This window comes from Microbispora sp. NPDC046933 (genome assembly GCF_040644635.1).
Taxonomy (GTDB): domain Bacteria; phylum Actinomycetota; class Actinomycetes; order Streptosporangiales; family Streptosporangiaceae; genus Microbispora.
Window position 1 is genome coordinate 54077 of the sequence record NZ_JBEYWW010000020.1, and the last position, 14426, is coordinate 68502.

The 14426-nt window shown below is 71.6% G+C and carries 18 protein-coding genes; 11 read left to right on the plus strand and 7 right to left on the minus strand.

The features are described from left to right. Positions 1-33 precede the first annotated feature (33 nt). Positions 34-603: a helix-turn-helix transcriptional regulator gene (locus ABZ857_RS25480; protein WP_357046891.1), complete on the minus strand. Its 570-nt coding sequence runs from the start codon at positions 601-603 to the stop codon at positions 34-36. Between the two features lie 55 nt (positions 604-658). Between ABZ857_RS25480 and ABZ857_RS25485 the strand changes: the two genes are divergently transcribed. The 5 genes from ABZ857_RS25485 to ABZ857_RS25505 all read left to right on the plus strand — a co-directional run bounded on the left by ABZ857_RS25485 (position 659) and on the right by ABZ857_RS25505 (position 5104). Continuing rightward, positions 659-1831 carry an FAD-dependent monooxygenase gene (locus ABZ857_RS25485; protein WP_357046893.1) on the plus strand — a complete coding sequence of 391 codons (1173 nt, stop codon included), beginning with the start codon at positions 659-661 and terminating at the stop codon, positions 1829-1831. 37 nt (positions 1832-1868) lie between these two features. Then, on the plus strand, positions 1869-2450 hold the full coding sequence (locus tag ABZ857_RS25490; protein ID WP_357046895.1) for a TetR/AcrR family transcriptional regulator: 582 nt from the start codon (positions 1869-1871) through the stop codon (positions 2448-2450). Positions 2451-2718: 268 nt separating this feature from the next. Next, on the plus strand, positions 2719-3135 hold the full coding sequence (locus ABZ857_RS25495; RefSeq protein WP_357046897.1) for an SDR family oxidoreductase: 417 nt from the start codon (positions 2719-2721) through the stop codon (positions 3133-3135). Between the two features lie 202 nt (positions 3136-3337). Continuing rightward, positions 3338-3943, plus strand: coding sequence for a hypothetical protein (locus ABZ857_RS25500; protein ID WP_357046899.1), 606 nt, complete (start codon positions 3338-3340; stop codon positions 3941-3943). Between the two features lie 93 nt (positions 3944-4036). Further along, entirely contained in the window at positions 4037-5104 is a 1068-nt protein-coding gene (locus ABZ857_RS25505; RefSeq protein WP_357046901.1) for a hypothetical protein, read from the plus strand. 17 nt (positions 5105-5121) lie between these two features. On the opposite strand, the gene ABZ857_RS25510 is transcribed toward ABZ857_RS25505, so the two are convergent. Beyond that, entirely contained in the window at positions 5122-5475 is a 354-nt protein-coding gene (locus ABZ857_RS25510) for a hypothetical protein (protein WP_357046903.1), read from the minus strand. Positions 5476-5538: 63 nt separating this feature from the next. On the opposite strand from ABZ857_RS25510, the gene ABZ857_RS25515 reads away from it, so the two are divergent. Continuing rightward, a complete protein-coding gene (locus ABZ857_RS25515; protein WP_357046905.1) occupies positions 5539-6225 on the plus strand; it encodes a helix-turn-helix domain-containing protein in 687 nt (228 codons plus the stop codon). Here ABZ857_RS25515 and ABZ857_RS25520 read toward each other — a convergent pair. Beyond that, positions 6210-6644 (minus strand): CBS domain-containing protein, encoded by a 435-nt coding sequence (locus ABZ857_RS25520; RefSeq protein WP_357046907.1) that lies wholly within the window; start codon positions 6642-6644, stop codon positions 6210-6212. The genes ABZ857_RS25515 and ABZ857_RS25520 overlap by 16 nt on opposite strands. Before the next feature lie 63 nt (positions 6645-6707). Continuing rightward, positions 6708-7070: a hypothetical protein gene (locus ABZ857_RS25525; RefSeq protein ID WP_357046909.1), complete on the minus strand. Its 363-nt coding sequence runs from the start codon at positions 7068-7070 to the stop codon at positions 6708-6710. Positions 7071-7158: 88 nt separating this feature from the next. On the opposite strand from ABZ857_RS25525, the gene lhgO reads away from it, so the two are divergent. The 5 genes from lhgO (at position 7159) to ABZ857_RS25550 (ending at position 11421) form a co-directional block, all read left to right on the plus strand. Then, the gene (lhgO, locus tag ABZ857_RS25530) at positions 7159-8343 is read left to right on the plus strand and encodes an L-2-hydroxyglutarate oxidase (RefSeq protein ID WP_357046910.1); all 1185 of its coding nucleotides are present in this window, start codon (positions 7159-7161) and stop codon (positions 8341-8343) included. A gap of 18 nt (positions 8344-8361) precedes the next feature. Continuing rightward, positions 8362-9084 (plus strand): response regulator transcription factor, encoded by a 723-nt coding sequence (locus ABZ857_RS25535; protein WP_357046912.1) that lies wholly within the window; start codon positions 8362-8364, stop codon positions 9082-9084. 3 nt (positions 9085-9087) lie between these two features. Further along, the gene (locus ABZ857_RS25540) at positions 9088-10503 is read left to right on the plus strand and encodes a HAMP domain-containing sensor histidine kinase (protein WP_357046914.1); all 1416 of its coding nucleotides are present in this window, start codon (positions 9088-9090) and stop codon (positions 10501-10503) included. 265 nt (positions 10504-10768) lie between these two features. Next, positions 10769-10936, plus strand: coding sequence for a hypothetical protein (locus tag ABZ857_RS25545; protein WP_357046916.1), 168 nt, complete (start codon positions 10769-10771; stop codon positions 10934-10936). A 185-nt stretch (positions 10937-11121) separates the two neighbouring features. Further along, positions 11122-11421: a helix-turn-helix transcriptional regulator gene (locus ABZ857_RS25550; RefSeq protein WP_357046918.1), complete on the plus strand. Its 300-nt coding sequence runs from the start codon at positions 11122-11124 to the stop codon at positions 11419-11421. A 90-nt stretch (positions 11422-11511) separates the two neighbouring features. On the opposite strand, the gene ABZ857_RS25555 is transcribed toward ABZ857_RS25550, so the two are convergent. From ABZ857_RS25555 to ABZ857_RS25565, 3 genes are all read right to left on the minus strand, one after another. Then, positions 11512-11925, minus strand: a complete 414-nt coding sequence (locus tag ABZ857_RS25555; protein WP_357046920.1) for a PIN domain-containing protein — start codon at positions 11923-11925, stop codon at positions 11512-11514. Further along, positions 11922-12167 carry a hypothetical protein gene (locus ABZ857_RS25560; RefSeq protein ID WP_357046922.1) on the minus strand — a complete coding sequence of 82 codons (246 nt, stop codon included), beginning with the start codon at positions 12165-12167 and terminating at the stop codon, positions 11922-11924. The genes ABZ857_RS25555 and ABZ857_RS25560 overlap by 4 nt, the downstream gene beginning before the upstream one ends. 152 nt (positions 12168-12319) lie before the next feature. Then, on the minus strand, positions 12320-14293 hold the full coding sequence (locus ABZ857_RS25565; protein WP_357046924.1) for an efflux RND transporter periplasmic adaptor subunit: 1974 nt from the start codon (positions 14291-14293) through the stop codon (positions 12320-12322). Positions 14294-14426 lie beyond the last annotated feature (133 nt).

Below are 14426 nucleotides of genomic sequence, written 5' to 3' on the forward strand. Positions count from 1 at the left end.
CTGGAGTGGACTCCAGGCGAGTCCCGGCACGTGTCAGATGCGGAAGTCCCAGGTGAGGCGGCCCTCGCTCAGGTCGTCGACGAGGCCGCGCACGAACTCCAGCTCCGAGGTGACCTGGGCCCGTTGATACTCCGACTCCACGAGGAAGAGGCGGGACACGAAGGTCAGGCTCTCGGCGATCTCGGCGTCGAGCGCGGACAGCCGTGTCTCCAGCGCGGCGATCCGCTGCCGCAGCGCCGCCAGCGCCTCCTCCGGCGTCAGCACGGGCAGGAAGGCGAGCGCGGCGGGAAACTCCGGGAACTCCCGGGCCGGGGTGGACACCATGGTCCGCATCCACTGCCTGAGCGTCTCCCGGCCCGTCTCGGTGGCCTCGTAGACGGTCCGCTCCGGCCGGTTCTCCTCGCGGGTGGTCTCGCGGACCGCCAGCAGCCCGTCGCGGAGCAGGCGCTCGATCGTCTGGTAGACGCTGTTGCGCTGCGCGACGTTGACCACGTCGTCCTGGTGCCGTTCCTTGATCAGCTGCTGCATCCGGTACGCGTGCATCGGCGACTCGCAGACCAGGGCGAGCACTGCCGTGGCCAGGGGAGAGCGCCGTGTCGACATGGCGCCCATCATAGAGGCCTTGCCAGCGAATAGTCATAATATGTATAGTTATTGCATGACCAAGAAGGCTCTGATCATCGGCGGCGGGATCGCGGGTCCCGTCACGGCCATGGCGCTGCGGCGCGCCGGGATAGACAGTGAGGTCTTCGAGGCCTACGACCGGGGCGCCGACGGCGTGGGCGCCTTCCTCACGCTCGCGGTCAACGGGCTGGAGGCCCTGCGCCTGCTCGACCTCCACGACCTCGTCTGCGACCTCGGCATGGACTCGCCGGTCATGGAGATGCTCAACGCCCGCGGCAAGCTGCTGGCGACCACGAGGCAGCCGAGCCGTACGGTCCGGCGTGCCGACCTCTACCGGGAGCTGCGCGACGAGGCCGTACGGCGGGGCGTGCGCATCCACTACGGCAGGCGGCTCGTCGACGCCTCGGCCACCTCGAACGGGGTGCGCGCGGTCTTCGCGGACGGCAGCGAGGCCGAGGGCGACCTGCTGGTCGGCGCCGACGGGCTGCGCTCGCGCACCCGCGCCCTCATCGACCCCGGCGCCCCCCGCGCCCGGTACGTCGGGCTGCTGAACACGGGCGGCTTCGCCGAGGGCGTGCGGGTGCCGGGCCGGCCGGGCGTCTACCACTTCATCTTCGGCAGGCGGTGCTTCTTCGGGTATCTGATCCACCCGGAGGGGTCGGTGTGGTGGTTCGCCAACCCGCCGAGCCGCAGGGAGATGACCTCGGAGGAACTCGCGGCGATCGGTCCCGAGCAGTGGCGGGCCAGGCTCATGGACCTGTTCGAGGGCGACGCGGGGCCGATGCGCGAGATCATCGCCGCGACCTCGCACATCCTGCCGGGCTGGAACACCTACGACTTCCCGACCGTGCCGAAGTGGTCCACCGACCGTATGGTCATCCTCGGAGACGCCGCCCACGCCACCTCGCCGTCGTCGGGACAGGGTGCGTCGATGGCGATCGAGGACGCCGTCGTGCTCGGGAAGTGCCTGCGTGACGTGCCGGACACCCCGGACGCGTTCGCGGCCTTCGAGCGGCTGCGGCGCGAGCGGGTCGAGCGTGTCGTGGCGCACGGCAAGCGCAACGGGGACGGCAAGGCGCCGGGCGCCGGCGGGGCCTTCGTCCGCGATCTCGTCCTTCCGGTGATCATGCGGCAGGTGGAGAAGCGGAACGCGCTGGCCTGGATGCACGACTACCGCATCACCTGGGACGACCGGGTGGCGGCTTAATCGACCGATCGTTCCTGAATAGCCTAGGGTCGGGGTCATGGCGAGGGCCAAGGAGTTCGACCCCGACGTCGTGCTGGAGCGGGCCCTGGACCTGTTCTGGCGGCGCGGCTACGAGGCCACGTCGATGGCCGACCTGGTCGAGCACCTCGGCATCGGCCGCGCCAGCCTCTACGCCACCTTCGGCGGCAAGCACGACCTCTACGTGAAGGCGCTGGAGCGGTACGCGCAGATCCGCGACCCGAACCCCATCGAGTTGCTGTCGCAGCCCGGCCCTGCCCTGCCGGCCGTACGGACCCTGGTCGAGCTCTACACCGAGGACTCGATCCGCGACCGCGACCGGCGGGGCTGCATGATCGTGAACGCGGCGGCCGAACTCCTGCCGGGCGACGAGCCGGTCGCCCGGCTCGTCGAGACCAGCTGGACGGGCCTGGAGACGGTGCTGACCTCGGCGCTCATCCGCGCCCGCGCCCAAGGGGAGATCTCCGCCGAGGCCGACCCCCGGGCGCTGGCGCGGTTCGTGCTCGTGTTCCTGCAGGGGCTGCGGCTGATGGGGAAGGGGCACGGCGACCCCGCCCGCCTCCGCGACGCCGCCGCCCAGGCCCTCGCAGTCCTCCGCTGACCCCGTCGTGCGAAGAGGAGTGCGCTTTTTCATGCCCTCATTCTTGACTGATCGGTCTAGAAAAGTCCGGTCGAGAAAAGTAAGGCCGGTCGAAAAAAGTAGCGGTGCGGCGGCCGGCCACCGCGCCACCACGTCGAGCGTTCGCCGTGCTCGGCGGGGCGCAGGTCACGCTCGTCGCGGCGACGCGCTGGGTTCGGCGGCGGGCGGGCTGGCTCCGGGCCACGCCGTCCTGCTCGCCGCGCGCTTCGCCCAGGGAGTGGGCGCCGCGATGGCCGCCCCCGCGGCCGTCTCATTGGTGATGCGGCTCCCCCGCCTCGACGTGCCCGGCGCGCTGCTCGCCACGGCCGGGCTGGTCGCGTTCGCCTACGGCCTGCTGGAGGGCACGACCGGCGCCTACGCCGCGTCCAAGGCGGCCGTGAGCGCCCTGACCCGCACGGCGGTGCTGGAGAACATCGGGGCGGGCGTCAGGATCAACGCGGTCAGCCCGGGTGCGCTGGACACGACGATGTCCCTGCGCCCCGGCGAGACCGAGGACGACCGGGCCGCCCGGATGCGGGAATCGCTGCCGATCGGCCGCGTCGGCGGCCTCGACGAGATCACCGGCACCGTGCTCTGGCTCGCCTCGGACGACGCCGGCTTCGCGGTGGGGCTCGACCTGGTGCTCGACGGCGGCGCCTCAGCCTGACGAACCGGCCGCGGTGGCGGTCGCGCGGGCGTAGCGGGCGGTGAGGGCGCGCAGGTGGTCGACCAGGTCCGGCGGGCCGGTGACCTCGAAGTCGAGGTCGAGCAGGCCGAGGTGGACGGTGAGCGCGTTCAGGGTGTCTGCGCCGAGGTTTCCAGCATGTTCTCAGTCTGGCGGCACTTCAGGACAGAACCTGTCCGGAAGGGTGCGTAACGTCGGCGTGGGCAACGACGGCGGCTCGTTCGTCTCGCCCGAGGTCGGCCGGGTGGACCCCGAGCACGTCGTCGGCGTCCACGTCACGCAGATCTTCTCGTTTCCCTCCGGCGACCCGGCGGAGATGGCGAACCTCACCGACGAGGAGCGGAAGGGACTGGAGGTGCTGCAGTGGTTCTACGACAACAAGATGTCGTTCAACATGGTCCACTCGCAGCAGCCTCAGACGCTGTCGTACGGGATCTTCGACTCGCCGGCCGGGCTGCTGGGCTGGAACGCCCAGTTGTTCGGTGAGGACGTCGACGACGACTTCATCCTGACCAACACGATGCTCTACTGGGCGACCGGCACCGCCACCTCGGCCACGCGGTTCTACTACGAGGACGCGCACGCCGAGCACCCCAAGGAGCCGACGACGGTCCCGCTCGGCCTGGCGATGTTCGAGGGCGACTTCGTGTCGATGCGCACCTTCGCCGAGCGTGATCACAAGAACATCGTCCACTGGCGCTCCTACGACGCCGGCGGCCACTACGCCGCCCACCTGCGGCCGGACGTGCTCGCCGCCGACCTGCGCGACTTCTACGCCGCCCTGCGGTGACAGGCCGGCCGCATACCCGGTCCTGACCGATTCCGGGGCGAGCGGGGCATGTCGGCCGCCGCACGCCGGGCGGGCATCGGGAATGATGGCCGCATGGGGAGTGCAACGGGGCGGACGCGGACAACAAGGATTCCGCGGACCGTCCTGGCGCTCCTCGCCGTCGCGGGTGCGGTGCTTCCGGGAACGGCGGCACGGGCCGACGACGCGAAGCGGGCCGACGACGGGGAGCGGCTGCTGTTCCGGATCAGGGACGAGCGCGTCGGCGAGTCGAGCGGGCTCGCCGTCTCGCCCACGCACAAGGGCATCGTCTACACGCACAACGACAGCGGCAACGGACCGCAGGTCTACGCGATCGGCCCGGACGGTCGTACGCGGGCGACCTTCACGATCGGCAACGCCGAGGCCAGGGACTGGGAGGGCATCGCGGCCTCCACCGACCGCGCGACCGGGCGCGGCGTGCTGTGGATCGCCGACATCGGGGACAACCTCGCGGACGGCGGGGGACGCGGCTGGCCGGACGTGTCCGTCTACAAGGTCGTCGAGCCCAGGACCATGGAGGACGCGACGCTGCGGGCCGTCCGGTATCGCTTCCGGTACGCCGACGGCCCCCGCAACGCCGAGGGGGTGATGGTCGATCCCCGCACGGGCCGGTTGTACGTCGTCAGCAAGGAGTTCTCCGGGGGCGTCTACGCCGCCCCCGCGAAGCTGCGCACCGACAAGGTGAACGTGCTGCGCCGGGTGGGGCCCGCACCCGTCATGGCCACCGACGCGGCGTACGCCCCCGACGGGTCGAGCTTCGTCATCCGTACGTACTTCTCGGCGTCCGTCTACCGCTCGCCCGGCAAGCTGATCGCGCACGTCACGATGCCGCCGCTCAGGCAGGCCGAGTCGATCGCGTACACGCGGGACGGCACGGCCCTGCTCACCGGGAGCGAGGGGAAGGACAGCCCGGTCTACCGGGTGCCGCTGCCCGCCGCCGCCCGGCCGGCTCCGTCGCCCAGCCCGTCGCGGGCCTCCGCCCGGCCGCGCGCGGTCGCGGCGTCGAACGGGGCGACCGCCGGGGACGGCGTGCTCGGCGTGCCGATGCCGGTGTTATGGGTGACGGTCGCTCTCGGGGCGATCGGGATCATCGGGTTCATCGCCTACCGCACGGGTCGCTGAAGGCCGCTGAGAACACGTCACATGTGGGGCCCGAGCGGGGGTGGGGAGGCGACGGCCTGGCCCGCCCCGGGGGCCGGCTCCTTCAGCTCCACGAAGACGGAGTGGGTCGGGGTGTCGCCGATGTTCTCCCCGGCGTGCTCCTGTGCGCCGAGCCAGCGCGCCTGCCCGGCCTCGAGTGCGAGGTCCACCTGGCGGCCCTCGGTCGTCAGCCTCCGCCTGAAGGAGGTCAAAGTGATCATCACGCTGTCGGGATGGACGTGCGGGGAGGTCTTGTCGCCGGGGCGGTCCTTGTACTCCAGGACCCGGACCCGCTCGTTCTCGAAGACAACCCTGTAGAGGCCGGGATCGGTCAGGACGGGATCGTGGCTCACGGCCGCCTCCATGCTCCTTCGTGGGACTCCAGTCCCATATGGGATGACAGTACCATGATGGGCATGGCGGTTCCATATGAAGAGACCGGCCGTACCCGGCAGAAGGCCCGGACCCGGCAGGCCCTCGTCGACGCCACCCGGCGCCTGCTGGCCCAGGGGGCCGATCCCACCGTGGAGGAGGCGGCGGCCGCCGCGGGGATCTCCCGGACGACCGCCTACCGCTACTTCCCCAACCAGCGGCTGCTGCTGAGCGCGGCCCACCCGGAGACCGACCGGTCCTCACTGCTCCCCGACGACCCGCCGGACGACCCGGGGGAGCGGTTGGAGCTCGTAATGGAGGCCTTCACCCGGCTCACCCTCGACTGGGAGCCGCAGTTGCGCGCCTCGCTGCGGCTTTCCCTGGAGCCGGGAGCCGGTCAGCCGATGCTGCGCGGGGGGCGGGCCATCGGCTGGATCGAGGACGCGCTCTCCCCGCTGCGGCGGACCCATCCGGGCCTCGACGTCCGCCGTCTGGCCGTGGCCATACGGTCCGCGACCGGCATCGAGTCGCTGGTCTGGCTCACCGACATCGCCGGCCTCAGCCGGGGGGAGGCGGTCCGGACCATGCGCGCATCGGCGCGGGCGATCCTCGCGGCGGCGCTCGCCGACCACCCCGCCGGGGAGGCCGCACGAAGGCATGCGAAGGGCCGGGCCGCCGATCCTGACGGCGCCCGGCCCGGAGACCGCCGCGAGAGTCAGCCCCGCGCGTAGACGCGGTGGACGAACTCCGCGAGCTTGCTGTCGGGCAGCTCCTTGGCCAGGTCGGCCTCGGTGATCATCCCGACGATCCGGTGGTTGTCGATCACCGGCATGCGCTTGATCTGGTGCTCCTCCATCTTCGTCAGGGCTTCCTCGACGTTGGCGTTGGCGTCCACCCAGACCAGGCCGCGGGCCAGTTCGCTCGCCGTGGTCTGGTCGAGGTCCTTGCCCTCGGCGACGCACTTGATCACGATGTCGCGATCGGTGATGATGCCCTTGAGCCGGTCGTCTTCCCCGCAGATGGGAAGGGCGCCGACGCTCATGTCCCGCATCATCTCCGCGGCCCTGCGCAGGCTCTCGTGCTCGCCGATGCATTCCGCGCCCTCGTGCATGACCTGCCCTGCGGTCTTGCTCACTCCCTCTGTGGTCATGGCTAACCCCCGATTCCCTCTTTTAAGCTGTTATGCCCCATATGTCCGAAAATAAGAGCGTTGTCACAGTCGGGGTAGGAAGTGCTCGCCGCGCAGGGCTCGTTCCACGAGCGCGATCGACTCGGCCAGCCGTACGAGCCGGGGGCCCTCCTGGCGGTAGGCGTCCAGGACCGCCTCGATCGCGTGCGGGGGCAGGTGCTCCTTCAGCTCCACCGCCGCTCCCCGGTATCCCTCCCTGGCCGCCTGGATCGAGGCCGCCACCTGCTGGCGGGCCATCCGGGCGAGCGCGAGCGGATGGCGGCGCAGCACGCCGTACGCGCGGTAGTCCGGCGGCACCGTGTCGAGCAGCCACGACACGGCCGAGACCTCCCAGTCGGGGCTGCCTGGAGGGCGCACCTCAGGTGGCCAGCCGGGTGGCACGTACACGCCGCCATCGTACCGAACACAGGTTCGATCACCGCGAAGCGGCTCCGGCTGCGACAATGTCCGGCATGCTGTCGACAACCGCACGGACATGAGGATCGGGATCGTCGGCGCCGGGATCCTCGGTCTGGCCGTGGCCCGGCAGATGGCGCGGGCGGGCGCCGAGGTGACCGTGCTGGAGAAGGAGCCCCGGATCGCCGCCCACCAGACCGGGCACAACAGCGGGGTCGTGCACGCCGGGATCTACTACCAGCCCGGCTCGCTGAAGGCGACCCTCTGCCGGGAGGGCGCCGCCATGCTGCGCGAGTACTGCGCCGAGCACGGCCTGCCGTACGACGAGGCGGGCAAGCTCGTCGTGGCCTCCACCCGGGCCGAACTGCCCGGGCTGCGCCGCATCGCCGAGCGGGCCAGGGAGAACGGCGTGCCCGGCATCGCCGAGCTCGACGCGATCGGCCTGCGGGAGGTGGAACCGCACGCCGTGGGGGTCGCCGCCGTCCACTCGCCGCACACCGCGATAACCGACTTCTCCGCGGTCGCGCACCGCCTCGCCGCCGACGTGGCCGAGGCCGGCGGGTCCGTACGGCTCTCGCGTCCCGTACGCGCGATCAGGCAGACCACCGACGGTGTGGCGGTGGCGGCCGGGCCGGAGAGGCTCACCTTCGACCGGCTGATCTCCTGCGCCGGTCTCGGCACCGACGGCGTGGCGGACCTGGCGAGAGCGGGCGGCGACGTGCGGATCGTCCCGTTCCGGGGTGAGTACTACCGGCTCGCCGGCCCGGCACGCGGTCTGGTGAGAGGGCTCATCTATCCCGTGCCCGACCCCCGCTACCCGTTCCTCGGCGTCCACCTGACCCGCAGGATCGACGGGGAGGTCCTGGTCGGGCCCAACGCCGTGCCGGCGCTCGCCCTGGAGGGCTACTCCTGGCGGTCCGCGTCGCTGCGCGACCTGCGGCGGATCGCCGCCTGGCCGGGCACCCGGCGCATGGCGGCCGAGCACTGGCGCACCGGCCTGCGCGAGGTGTACGGCTCGCTGGCCAAGCGGGCCTTCGTGGCCGCCGCCCGGCGGTACGTGCCCGAGCTGACCCCGGCCGACCTCGTACGCACCGGAGGCGGCGTGCGGGCACAGGCCGTGGCGCGGGACGGCAGGCTGCTCGACGACTTCGTCATCGACGTGCGCGGGCGAATCGTGCTGGTGCGAAACGCGCCCTCACCTGCGGCGACGAGCAGCCTGGCGATCGCGCGGCACATCGCTTTAACGGTTCCCTTAACTTCCTAGGTCTAGAGTGCTGGCGCCATGGTCGCTGAATCTCCCGAAGCCCGGCTGCTGATCGTCGAGGACGAGCCGAACATCCTCGAACTGCTCGCGGCCAGCCTCCGGTACGCCGGATTCGAGGTCCACACCGCATCCAACGGCGGCGAGGCGGTCGCCGCGGCTCAGCGGCACCGCCCGGACCTGATCGTGCTCGACGTCATGCTGCCCGACATGGACGGGTTCGACATCGTGCGCAGGCTACGCGGCGGCGGAACCCACACCCCTGTGGTCTTCCTCACGGCGCGGGACGCGACCGAGGACAAGATCCGGGGCCTGACGCTCGGCGGCGACGACTACGTGACCAAGCCGTTCAGCCTGGAGGAGGTCATCGCCCGGATCCGGGCCGTGCTGCGCCGCACCGCCGGGGACCCGATGGTCGCCCCGCCGCGGCTGACCTTCGCCGACATCGAGCTGGACGAGGAGTCCCACGAGGTCTGGCGGGGTGGCCGGGCCGTGCCCCTGTCGCCGACGGAGTTCAAGCTGCTGCGTTACTTCATGTGCAACGCCGGCCGGGTGCTGTCCAAGGCCCAGATCCTCGACCACGTGTGGGACTACGACTTCCGCGGCGACGCCGGGATCGTCGAGTCGTACGTGTCGGTGCTGCGCCGCAAGCTCGACAACGCCCATTCCCGGTCCCACCCCCGGCTCATCCACACGCTGCGCGGCGTCGGCTACGTCATGCGGACACCACCCGCCGGCGTCTGAGCCGTGTCCGGGCGCACCCCGCTGCGGATCCGGCTCAGCGCGGCCATGCTCGCGCTGGTCGCGGTCGCCCTCGCGGTCATCGGCGTGGGCAGCGTCTCGGTGCTGCGCGACTACCTGGTCAGCCGGGTGGACATGCAGGTCGGCATGCTGGCGCACGAGACGGAGAAACGGCTCGACCGGGGTCCGGGGGCGTTCGTGCGGCTCAGGGTTCCGCCCGAGGGCCGCGTGGAGATCCGCGACACCGGCGGCAGGACGCTGCTCGCGCAGGCGGGCATGGGCGTGGACGGCCTGCCGGGCCCCGGCACCGTGACCTCCCGGAACCCGGTGACGGTGGCGGCGATGTCGGGCGACGGCCTGTGGCGGGCCCGGGTGGTGCCCGTCGAGGGCGTCGGCACGGTCGTCGTCGCGATGGACATGGCCTCGGTCGGGCAGATCACCACCCGGCTCGCCCTCATCGAGGCGCTGGTCGGCGGCGCCCTGATGGTTCTGCTCGCCGTCGTCGGCGTCGTGATCGTACGGCGCAGCCTGCGGCCCCTGGCGGAGATCGAGGCGACCGCCGAGGCCATCGCCAGGGGGAACCTCGGCAGCCGGATCCCCGACCGCGACCCGCGTACCGAGGTCGGGCGGCTCGCCCGCGCGCTGAACGGCATGCTCGCCCAGATCGAGGCGGCGTTCCAGGCCCGGGCGGCCTCCGAGGCGGCGGCCCGGGAATCCGAGGCCAAGGCGCGGGAGTCGGAGGCGCGCATGCGCCGCTTCGTCGCCGACGCCTCGCACGAGCTGCGCACGCCGCTCACCTCGATCCGGGGCTTCGCCGAGTTCCACCGGCAGGTGCCGGACGCCGACACCACGCGGCTGATGTCGCGTATCGAGAGCGAGGCCGCCCGCATGGGGCTGCTGGTGGACGACCTCCTGCTGCTCGCCCGGCTCGACCAGCAGCGCCCGCTGCGCACGCAGCCCGTGGACCTGCTGGCCCTGGCGGCCGACGCCGTCCACGACGCCAGGACCCTCTGCCCCGACCGCGACGTCTCGCTGGTGGTCGAGGGGGATGCGGCGCTGATCGTCTCGGGGGACGAGGTGCGGCTGAGGCAGGTGGTGGGCAACCTGATGAGCAACGCCACGACCCACACGCCCGAGGGAACGCCGATCACCGTGCGCGTCGGCAGCCTGGACGGGACGGCGTTCATCGAGGTGGCCGACAAGGGGCCCGGCCTCACCCCCGAGCAGGCCGCCCGGGTCTTCGAGCGTTTCTACCGCGCCGATCCCTCCCGTACGCGGCCGTCCGGCGGCAGCGGCCTGGGGCTCGCGATCGTGGAGTCCCTCGTCCGGGCCCACGGTGGCGAGGTCGGTGTGGAGACGGCCCCCGGTGCCGGCGCCGCCTTCCGCGTCACCCTCCCCCTCGCCCCCGAAGCCCGCACCTGACCGCTGTTTCCGTTGACGCACGCGCCCTCGCGAGTGGAGCTTGAGGGGCGGGAGGTATCTGTGGCGATTTCCAGGAAGGGCTCACGCCTCATCACAGTTGACGGCGTCACCTACCGGTGGCGTATCCGCCACAAGCCCACCTACGGCCAGGCGATCGGTGAGGGGTCGCTGACCTTTCCGGTCGAGCCGGCGGAAGGGCCGGGCCGGGTGCTCCTGGTGTCGCTTCCCTTCTCCCGGCCGGACGCCTGGGGTGGGAGAGCGGACGATGTCCGTACGGCCGGCGCTCGTGGCGGCGGTCATCCGGATGGCCCTGCAGCGTGGCTGGGACCCACGCCAGGGGGGCCGTGCCTTCGACCTCGGAGTCACCGAGAACGACCTGGCAGAAATGCTGGGCGGACCGCCCGCCTACGAAGTCCCCTTCGCCCGCCGGTGACTACTCCGGGCCTCAATCGTCCGCTGCCGGGGCCGAAGCGGAGGCAGCCAGATCGGCTTGTCACGCAAAGTAGCGATAGCAATGCGCAAAGTCCTCAAGGTGTATAGCATCGATGCTATGGACTGGGGCGCGGCACGTCGTTGTGTCGAGGCGGCGCACACCGTGGATGAGGAAGAAGAAGCGGTATGAGCGAGCAGGTGAGCTGGCGGGAGCTCCGGGATCGCCGGATGAGTGAGCCCGGCGCGGTTGAAGCCTACGAGGCCGCACGTCTCGCTTTCGCACTGGGAAAGACGGTTCGGGCGATGCGGGAGACGCGGGGCTGGAGCCAGAGTGATCTGGCTCGTATCGCCGGCATGACCCAGTCAGCGGTGGCGCGGTTCGAGGCCGGAGGGACGGTTCCCACCCTGCCTGTCATCGAGCGCCTGGCGAGCGCTCTGGACGCGGAAGTCGAGGTCCGCCTGACACCCCGGGCTCCCGCAGCGTGACCAGGACGCCGCTGGCAGACTCCGAGCGCTTCTACCGCGCCGACCCCTTACTCGCCCCAGAGGCCCGCACCTGACCGGCGTACGGCGAACTTATGGAAGCAACTGCAGAGCGGCGACGTGGCGGGGCCGCACGATGCCGAAGTGGCGCCGATCCAACGTGGCGACCGCAGGCAGGCCGAGCCGCTCGGCGATGGCGATCACGGACGCGTCAACCGCGCCCAGCGGGAGATTCTTGTAGAGCCGTACGAGCTCCGCGACACGTGTCACGTCTTTCTGTTCAAGGGAGACCAACTCCAGCTCACCGCTTTCGATCGAAGTCAGGAAAGCGGCCTCTGCCAAGGCACCCCGATACTTCTCTACGAGCCAGCACACTTCCACGACCACTGTCACGGGAACCAACAGCGGCCCCGGGGCGGTCTGTAGAAGATCGGCGCACCGCGCGTGGTCCTTGTCGTCGGCGTCGAGCGCCGCGACCAGGGGGCCCGTATCGAGAAGGATCGTCACATCGGACGATTCAACCCCTCGCGAAGCACCTCTTCATGGCGTTCCGCCAGATCGCCGACTCCCGACCTCATCGCTCCGATGAACGACAGCCGCCGCCGGCCCTCTTGCTCCGCATCTGACCTGTCTGGGCTCTCATTGGCTTTAACCAGTCGGAGCACGACCGCATGCAGATCGCGGACCTGCTCGGGCCGCAGCCTATCCACCAGAGCGTGCAGATCCTCGTAATCGTGCGCCGCGGTCATGGGCACAGTGTACGTCGCCGCCATCCACGAACCAGGTTCACGCGCACCGCTTCGGGCGGCTCCGCTCCGCTGGGTGGGCTGATGCCCTGGACGAACGGCCGGCCCTCGTCCGCAGGCGTGTCGCCGTCGGACGGCGGGCCGTAAGCCGGAGGTCAGCGGGCGGCGGGGAAGCCTTCGTCGGGGAAGGCGGTGGAGGCGGCGGGCAGGACGATCCGGTCTCCTTCGGAGATGCCGCCTGTGATCTCCACGTAGCTGTCGCCGCGTACGCCGACCTTGACCGTACGGCGCGACTGCGTCCCGCCGTTGGCCACGGTGACCACGGCCGTGCCGTCGCCCTGGGCCCGTACGGCTTGTGAGGGCACGTAGAGCGCGTCGGCCGCCTCGCCGGTCGTCACCCGTACGGTGGCGCTCTGCCCCAGCAGCAGCCGGGCGGGGCGGCTGTCCAGGACGATCGTCACGCCGTAACGGACCAGGCGGTTGCTGGTGGTCGCGGTCGGGTCGATGTGGGCGACCGTTCCGGGGTACTCCTGCCCCGGCTGTGTGGGCAGTGTGACCGTGGCCGCCTGACCGACCTTCAGGAAGCGGATGTCCGACTCGGTGAACATCGCCTGCACCTGCAGGTCGTCGAGGTCGCCGAGCGTGATGAACGTGCCCGAGGTGTAGCGGGAGCCGGTGGTCCCCGCGACGGACAGGATCGTGCCGTCCACCGGAGCCTTGATCCTTACACCGGCGAGCGCCTCCTTGGCCTCGGCCAGCTCGGTCGTCGCCTGGCTGACCTGCGCCTCGGCCTGTGCCTCGGTGAGCCGGGCGCCGGCCCCCTGTCCGCCCTGCCCTCCTTGGCCCCTCTGGCCGCCCTGCCCTGCCTGGCCTCCTTGGGCGCCGCCGAAGCCCGCGCGGCCCTGTCCCTGCGAGCCCTGCCCCTGTGAGCCCTGTCCCTGTGAGCCCTGTCCCTGGCCACCCTGCCCGGGCGCGCAGGTGGAGGAGGAACCACTGGGGGAGGGGCTCGGCGTGGTGGACGGCCGCTGCGCCGGCGTCGTGGGCAGGATCGAGACGGTCACCTCGGGATTCGGCGCGGTCGCACCGCCGTCCGTGGGGGCCGGCCGGTGCGTCCCCGACGGTTTCGGGTGCGGGCGCGGGCTGTGCGTGGGCACCGGACTGGGCTCGGGACTGGGCTGCTCGGGACTGGGCTCGGGCTTGGGACCGCCCTGGCCGCCGTCGTGGTCACCGTCGTGGTCACCGTCATGGTCACCGCCGAGATCACCGCCCGTGTACGCGACGAGGCTGACGCTCGCCGCGCTCGCGCCGTTGTTCGCCGCAGCGGCGGTGGGCCGGTTCGACTGCCGTGCCGCCGGCTGCGCGGACGACCGTGACGAGGACTGCGAGGAGGGACGCACGGACGGCGTCGGACACACGGCCGGGCCGCCGCTCCTGGAGCCGCCCGCGTTCCCCGAGCCGGTGCCCGAGCCGGTTCCGCCGCCGGACGCACCGCTCCTGGAGCCGCCCGCGTTCCCCGAGCCGGTTCCGCCGCCGGAGGTCCCGGCCCCGCCCGCGCTTCCCGAACCGGATCTGCCGCTGGAGCCGCCCGCGTTCCCCGAGCCGGTGCCCGAGTCGGCTCCGCCGCCGGACGCACCGCTCCCGGAGCCGCCCGCGTTCCCCGACCCGGCCCCCGTTCCGCTGCCGGACGGGCCGGATCCCGAGCCGCCCACACCCGAGCCGCCCACACCCGACGCGGCGGCGGCTCCGCTCGTGGTGGCGGTGCCGTTCTTGACGTCGTCGAGGGTCTCCTGGGCTGCGGCGAGGGCGGCCTTGGCGGCCTCGTAGTTCTCCCTGGCGATGGTGTCGTCGATCCGAGCGAGGACCTTGCCACGGTGGACCTTCTGGCCCACCTTGACGTAGACCTTCTCGACCGTGCCCTCCGCTCCGAACGCGAGATCGCGCACGCCGGTGTCGATCGTGTTGCCGGCGGCCGAGACGTACGACGTGACCGTGCCCCGCTTGACCGAGGCGAGCGCTATCCGGTCGGCCACCGAGGTGCCGCCGCCAGTGGCGGAGATCACGGCGACGCTCGCGATGACGATCCCCGCCAGCGCGAGCCCTCCGACGCGGAGTGGAGTGCTCGATCTCATGGCGGACATCCTGCTGACGCCACGTGACCGGTGGCTTGGCCGTACCTGAGAGTTGTCTGTGGATGCGGACCCCGATGCGGACTGTCAGCAAACCCTCAGCATCGGCCTAGGTTGCCCGAAGCGGGGTTTGCCA

Bases quoted from the DNA above. Each gene is read 5' to 3' on its own strand.
- ABZ857_RS25490 (WP_357046895.1), top strand. From the start codon at position 1,869: ATGGCGAGGGCCAAGGAGTTCGACCCCGACGTCGTGCTGGAGCGGGCC.
- ABZ857_RS25495 (WP_357046897.1), top strand. From the start codon at position 2,719: ATGGCCGCCCCCGCGGCCGTCTCATTGGTGATGCGGCTCCCCCGCCTC.
- ABZ857_RS25485 (WP_357046893.1), top strand. From the start codon at position 659: ATGACCAAGAAGGCTCTGATCATCGGCGGCGGGATCGCGGGTCCCGTC.
- ABZ857_RS25550 (WP_357046918.1), top strand. From the start codon at position 11,122: ATGAGCGAGCAGGTGAGCTGGCGGGAGCTCCGGGATCGCCGGATGAGT.
- ABZ857_RS25480 (WP_357046891.1), bottom strand. From the start codon at position 603: ATGTCGACACGGCGCTCTCCCCTGGCCACGGCAGTGCTCGCCCTGGTC.
- ABZ857_RS25515 (WP_357046905.1), top strand. From the start codon at position 5,539: ATGGCGGTTCCATATGAAGAGACCGGCCGTACCCGGCAGAAGGCCCGG.
- ABZ857_RS25560 (WP_357046922.1), bottom strand. From the start codon at position 12,167: ATGACCGCGGCGCACGATTACGAGGATCTGCACGCTCTGGTGGATAGG.
- lhgO (WP_357046910.1), top strand. From the start codon at position 7,159: ATGAGGATCGGGATCGTCGGCGCCGGGATCCTCGGTCTGGCCGTGGCC.
- ABZ857_RS25535 (WP_357046912.1), top strand. From the start codon at position 8,362: ATGGTCGCTGAATCTCCCGAAGCCCGGCTGCTGATCGTCGAGGACGAG.
- ABZ857_RS25505 (WP_357046901.1), top strand. From the start codon at position 4,037: ATGGGGAGTGCAACGGGGCGGACGCGGACAACAAGGATTCCGCGGACC.
- ABZ857_RS25545 (WP_357046916.1), top strand. From the start codon at position 10,769: ATGTCCGTACGGCCGGCGCTCGTGGCGGCGGTCATCCGGATGGCCCTG.
- ABZ857_RS25520 (WP_357046907.1), bottom strand. From the start codon at position 6,644: ATGACCACAGAGGGAGTGAGCAAGACCGCAGGGCAGGTCATGCACGAG.
- ABZ857_RS25565 (WP_357046924.1), bottom strand. From the start codon at position 14,293: ATGAGATCGAGCACTCCACTCCGCGTCGGAGGGCTCGCGCTGGCGGGG.